Here is a 4,449-nt window from a genome sequence, read left to right as displayed (position 1 = left end):
GTGCGCGCGCTCTGTTCGGGACGCATGCCCCGGATGGCTCGGCCCGATGGCGGAGTGGTTACGCAGAGGACTGCAAATCCTTGCACGCCGGTTCGATTCCGGCTCGGGCCTCCACCTTTGCATTGCGCGCATTGCCCCCCGCAATTAGGGCAGCACGCGCAGATGCCGCTTTAGCTCAGTTGGTAGAGCACATCATTCGTAATGATGGGGTCACGTGTTCGAGTCACGTAAGCGGCACCAGCCTCCCTTCCCATAACGTATCAAAACGTTGATTTTCTGCGGGTTTCGAGCCATAGTGGCCGGAGCCGATGTCTCGCTTTGTTCCACTAGATGCCCCCAAATCCCACAGCTTTGGGGGCAACGATTCGGGGGCACAGCGACCAGAAAGAAGGCGTTGCCCCATGACCCTGAAAGTCACCCAGATACCGGCATTTCAACCCGCCAATCGTCCCTATCGAAAATTCGATGGCAGAGGGCTGTATATCGAGGTCCGGCCAAACGGCTCTAAACTCTGGTACTTCAAATACCGATTCCTCGGCTCCGAGAAACGCATGGCGCTCGGTCCATTCCCTGAAGTGCGGCTCGCCGAAGCAAGGGAAAAGTGTGAGGAGGCCCGCCGCATGATCAGGGCGGGAGAAGATCCCTCGCACAACCGTAAAATGGAAAAGATCAAGGCGCGGCTTTCCGCAGACAACAGTTTTCAGTCGGTTGCCGAGGATTTCATCAATGTAAGGTTTGTCGCCAGCGGAAAGGCCGAGGCGACAATCGAGAAGGCGCGCTGGTTTCTTTCTCACCTGACCCCTGCGATTGGCCCGCGTCCGATTGACGCGATCGAACCCGCCGAACTTCTAGCCGTTCTCAAGAAGATCGAGCGTGCCGGGAAACGCGAGACGGCAATCAGAACGCGCGCATTTGCCAGCCGAGTGTTTCGGCACGGCGTCGCGATGGCCTTGTGCAAGCATGATCCTGCCGCGCTGCTCGGAGGTGCCTTGGCGACACCCCAGGTCACCCACCATGCGGCGGTGCTCGATCCGAAAAAGCTGGGAGAGGTTCTCTGCACTATCGATGACTATGGCGGCGGAGTGATCGTCAAGATTGCTATGCAGCTCTTGCCCCATGTATTCCTCAGGCCAGGTGAGCTGCGCTTCGGAAAATGGCCAGAGGTCGATTTTGACGAAGCCATTTGGCGGATACCCGAAGAACGCACCAAGCTTAGGCGGCCTCACAGCGTTCCGCTGTCGCGGCAGTCACTTTCGCTTCTCAAGCAACTACGCGAAAACACAGGCTGGATGGAATTCATGTTCCCTGGTGAGCGCTCGCATCGCAAGCCCATGTGCGAGAATGCCATGAACCTTGCCTATCGTCGGATGGGCCTTGGGAAGGATGTGGTCACTGCCCACGGCTTCAGGGCAACTGCCAGCACCTTGCTCAACGAAAGCGGGAAGTGGCTCCCGGATGCGATCGAGCGAGCGCTTGCGCATGGCCACAGTAATGCCGTCAGAGGGGCCTACGCGCGTGGGCAGCATTGGGACGAACGTGTCGCGATGGCTCAATGGTGGAGCGATTATCTGGACGAACTGCGGATTGGAGCCGAGGTGATCCCCATCCGAAGGCGGGCGGGCCGCTGACGCAGTAGCAGGCTCAACCCGCCTCGCCGCCCTCCCGTCGGCTGTCGACCCACAGCCGGTCGGTCCCAACTGCCACTATAAACGTCCGTTGCAGACAGAATCTGCCGATCGGGCCGATTTGAGCGGACGGTCAGCTATGCGCTCCAATTGCCGCCGTTCAGCCCACCTGATTGTAATCCCAAAAACTGCCTTTCGTTCATCCGGGGTAGGAGCGGCCACCTAATGCAAAGTGACGAAAATTGAGCCAGGGGCCTTGTAGCCAAAGAGCTTCTTTTCGCGTTCGACCTGCCACTTCTTGATCCGCCGTTCAATCTTGCTCCGAATGCTATAAAGGTAGTGTTCAGCAGCATCGCCGGTGTGCGGAACCTCCTTACCCCAGAGCTCATAGCGGGCATCGACGATCTTCAAGAACAGGCCGCTATAGCGCCAAAACTCTTCACCATCCTGCGCCGCACACATCCGAGCAAACCAATGCTGCGCCCAGCGATTGCGTTCGTAAGCATACAATGCAGCTTTGGCGGCAGCGCCAATCAAGCCTTCTTGCGATACATGATCGCTTAACACCTGGGTCGCCTCCTCCGTCTCAATGCCCAAGCCAAAGACCATGAGGCCACGCGCAACTTTGACAGGTTCTTCCCGACCAATCCGATCCCGCGCATACCGTCTGAGGAATCCACCCTTTCCAGCCATGTACGCAGCGATGATCTCAACTGACAGGGCCTGATCCGTCGCTGCATGATCAAGCCGCTGAAATCGAAGGCGATCCATTTGATCATTGTCCGCACTATTCCAAACGGAAAGGGCTTCCAGTGGAACGGACGCGATCCCGTAGACAGTTCTCACAAAGGAATCAGCACCTTCGAGGCGACGGAACAGCTTGTCGGCGAGATCAGAATCCTTGCTAGATAGCACTTGGGCAACAACAAGGCCAAAATTGTAGATACGACGAAGTTTCTGATCCGGAAGCTGAAGAAACTGATTGGCCCAACCGCGCACGGACTCCGCTGCACCTTCAAAGCAGGCTTTGATTACCGCCGAGTTGGAATGCTCGACTAGAGGACATTCGCGTCGAGCAGGGCCGTGTATTGGCTCACGGGCGGCTATAGCCCATGTCCAGTTCCTGGGCTTCGGCGGCAAGCTGGTCGAGCACGGCTTCACGGTCGCTGTCGATCCTGGCCTTGTAGGCCATGACGTCTTCCATGCGGATGCGGCGATGCTTGCCGACCTTGCGGTGCGGGATCTGACCCTCGCCGAGGAGCCGGATCAGGAAGGGCCGCGACACATTCAGAATCTCGGCCGCCTGAACAGTGGTCAGTTCGGCGTTCTCCGGAATGAGGGTGACGCCCCGCCCGGCGGCCATGGCCTCCAGAATATCCATCAGCAGTTCGACTGCGCCCGTGGGAAGCTCAAGGGGTTCGTCATGGTCTGCATCGCGGACGCGCAGCGTCAAGGGCCGCTTGCGGCGTGCAAAGCGGGACAGAAGCTGGCCAGAAGCGCGCGCAATGGCTGCATCCTGCGCGGAGGGCGGCATCTGGCGGTGGGCGAGCATGGTCATGGGATCCTCCTTGTTCTCTCAGGCCATATATGCACTATATGCTCTAAACGCAATAAATGCATTTTGGCCTCATAACCCTCGACCTCAATACTCGCTTGCCAGCATGATAGTCAGCACCCGCCGGGTCACGGCGGGATCGGCAGGGTCCTCGCTACCGAACCGCAACGCGCGGTCATAGGCATCGATCTTCCAGAACACGGTCACCGCAACATCAACCGGCCGCAAGGCCGACCAGACCCCGTCCGCCCCCCGATAAATCGCGCCGAAGTCGCGCTCGCCATAGGGATCATTGTCGGGTGTGAAGGCATCGAAGGTTTCGACCAGCTCGCGCAGGCGCGACTGGTCGGCCTCGGGCAAGGCACGAATACCCTCGGTCGCAACCACCACACAGGCAATGCCCATGGCGCGGCGCGCCAGATCATTGAGCCGCGCAATCCGCTCGGCCCGCGTCAGCACCGCGCCGCTCATGACGCAAGGCTCCCGCCACACTCACAAAGACGAACCAACTCGCCGAAATCCTCGCGCTCGCCCAGCTCGTCCGCCAGTTGCTGCACCGCCACCAGCGGCAAGCCGTTGTCATGCGCCAGCATGCGCAGCCAGTCCTCCCGGCACTCGGCCCCGCATGCGCGGTAACTCAAGATCAGGTCACCCATGGTCCAAACTCCATCCGGCAAAGCCGCATCCGTCACGCGGCATGCGGCTCTGCCTTCCGGCGAGGATGGGAGGGGGAGGGAAAATCCCAATCGATGCCCTGGAGCGGGCCAGCGGGCATTTAGAATGGCCTTCGTGCGCAGCACGATTTGGCCGGGCTTTGGCCGCCACACGGGGGTGACGATTGGGGTTTGGGAACGAGAGGGCAAAGCCCTTGGCGTTCCCCAAAAGGATCGCCGCAGCGATCCGCACAAGAACGGCGCCCTTGCGCGGCGCGAAGCCGCCGGACGCCCTGCGCGCGGGCCAAGTGGCCCAGCGGGCGTCCGGCAATGAGAGAGGCAAGTCCGTCGAGCCCTGCAGGGTGATCTTGAATGCGCTACGCAGCCTATCCCAGACAGGCCGGGGTAGCGGGTTGTGATCGTAAACCCGCCGCCTGGTTGCATGTTCCATTCCGACCGCGGCAGCCAGTATTGTTCCTGCGATTATCAGAAGAAGCTGCAGGCCTACGGCCTGCGGCCATCAATGAGCGGCAAGGGTAATTGCTACGACAACTCAGCCGTCGAGACGTTCTTCAAATCCTTGAAAGCAGAACTGATCTGGCGGCAGAAGTGGCCA

The 4,449-nt window shown here is 59.8% G+C and carries 5 protein-coding genes, 2 tRNA genes and 1 pseudogene; 4 read left to right on the top strand and 4 right to left on the bottom strand.

From position 1 onward, the window contains the following. The first annotated feature begins 40 nt into the window (after nt 1-40). The 3 genes from U1A24_RS16915 (at nt 41) to U1A24_RS16905 (ending at nt 1,628) form a co-directional block, all read left to right on the top strand. Nucleotides 41-114 (top strand) — tRNA-Cys (locus U1A24_RS16915). 50 nt (nt 115-164) lie between these two features. Next, nucleotides 165-240 (top strand) — tRNA-Thr (locus tag U1A24_RS16910). Nucleotides 241-401: 161 nt separating this feature from the next. Continuing rightward, nucleotides 402-1,628: a tyrosine-type recombinase/integrase gene (locus U1A24_RS16905; RefSeq protein WP_322323157.1), complete on the top strand. Its 1,227-nt coding sequence runs from the start codon at nt 402-404 to the stop codon at nt 1,626-1,628. A 219-nt stretch (nt 1,629-1,847) separates the two neighbouring features. Here the strand turns inward: U1A24_RS16905 and U1A24_RS16900 are convergent, their stop codons facing one another. From U1A24_RS16900 to U1A24_RS16885, 4 genes are all read right to left on the bottom strand, one after another. Continuing rightward, nucleotides 1,848-2,624, bottom strand: a complete 777-nt coding sequence (locus tag U1A24_RS16900) for a hypothetical protein (RefSeq protein WP_322323156.1) — start codon at nt 2,622-2,624, stop codon at nt 1,848-1,850. Between the two features lie 94 nt (nt 2,625-2,718). Further along, entirely contained in the window at nt 2,719-3,183 is a 465-nt protein-coding gene (locus tag U1A24_RS16895; protein WP_322323155.1) for a helix-turn-helix domain-containing protein, read from the bottom strand. 84 nt (nt 3,184-3,267) lie between these two features. Then, complete coding sequence (locus U1A24_RS16890) at nt 3,268-3,651, bottom strand: DUF3768 domain-containing protein (protein WP_322323154.1); 384 nt, start codon at nt 3,649-3,651, stop codon at nt 3,268-3,270. Next, the gene (locus U1A24_RS16885; protein WP_322323153.1) at nt 3,648-3,836 is read right to left on the bottom strand and encodes a hypothetical protein; all 189 of its coding nucleotides are present in this window, start codon (nt 3,834-3,836) and stop codon (nt 3,648-3,650) included. Before U1A24_RS16885 ends, U1A24_RS16890 begins: the two co-directional genes overlap by 4 nt. Nucleotides 3,837-4,260: 424 nt before the next feature. Between U1A24_RS16885 and U1A24_RS16880 the strand changes: the two are divergent. After that, nucleotides 4,261-4,449: pseudogene (locus tag U1A24_RS16880) on the top strand (DDE-type integrase/transposase/recombinase); the annotation flags it as partial.

The organism is Cypionkella sp. (assembly GCF_034376685.1).
Lineage (GTDB): Bacteria > Pseudomonadota > Alphaproteobacteria > Rhodobacterales > Rhodobacteraceae > Cypionkella.
This window is presented reverse-complemented; position numbering and strand designations above follow the sequence as displayed.

Excerpts from the sequence above, each read along its gene's own strand:
- U1A24_RS16905 (WP_322323157.1), top strand. The coding sequence starts at position 402 with ATGACCCTGAAAGTCACCCAGATACCGGCATTTCAACCCGCCAATCGT.
- U1A24_RS16895 (WP_322323155.1), bottom strand. The coding sequence starts at position 3,183 with ATGACCATGCTCGCCCACCGCCAGATGCCGCCCTCCGCGCAGGATGCA.
- U1A24_RS16890 (WP_322323154.1), bottom strand. The coding sequence starts at position 3,651 with ATGAGCGGCGCGGTGCTGACGCGGGCCGAGCGGATTGCGCGGCTCAAT.
- U1A24_RS16885 (WP_322323153.1), bottom strand. The coding sequence starts at position 3,836 with ATGGGTGACCTGATCTTGAGTTACCGCGCATGCGGGGCCGAGTGCCGG.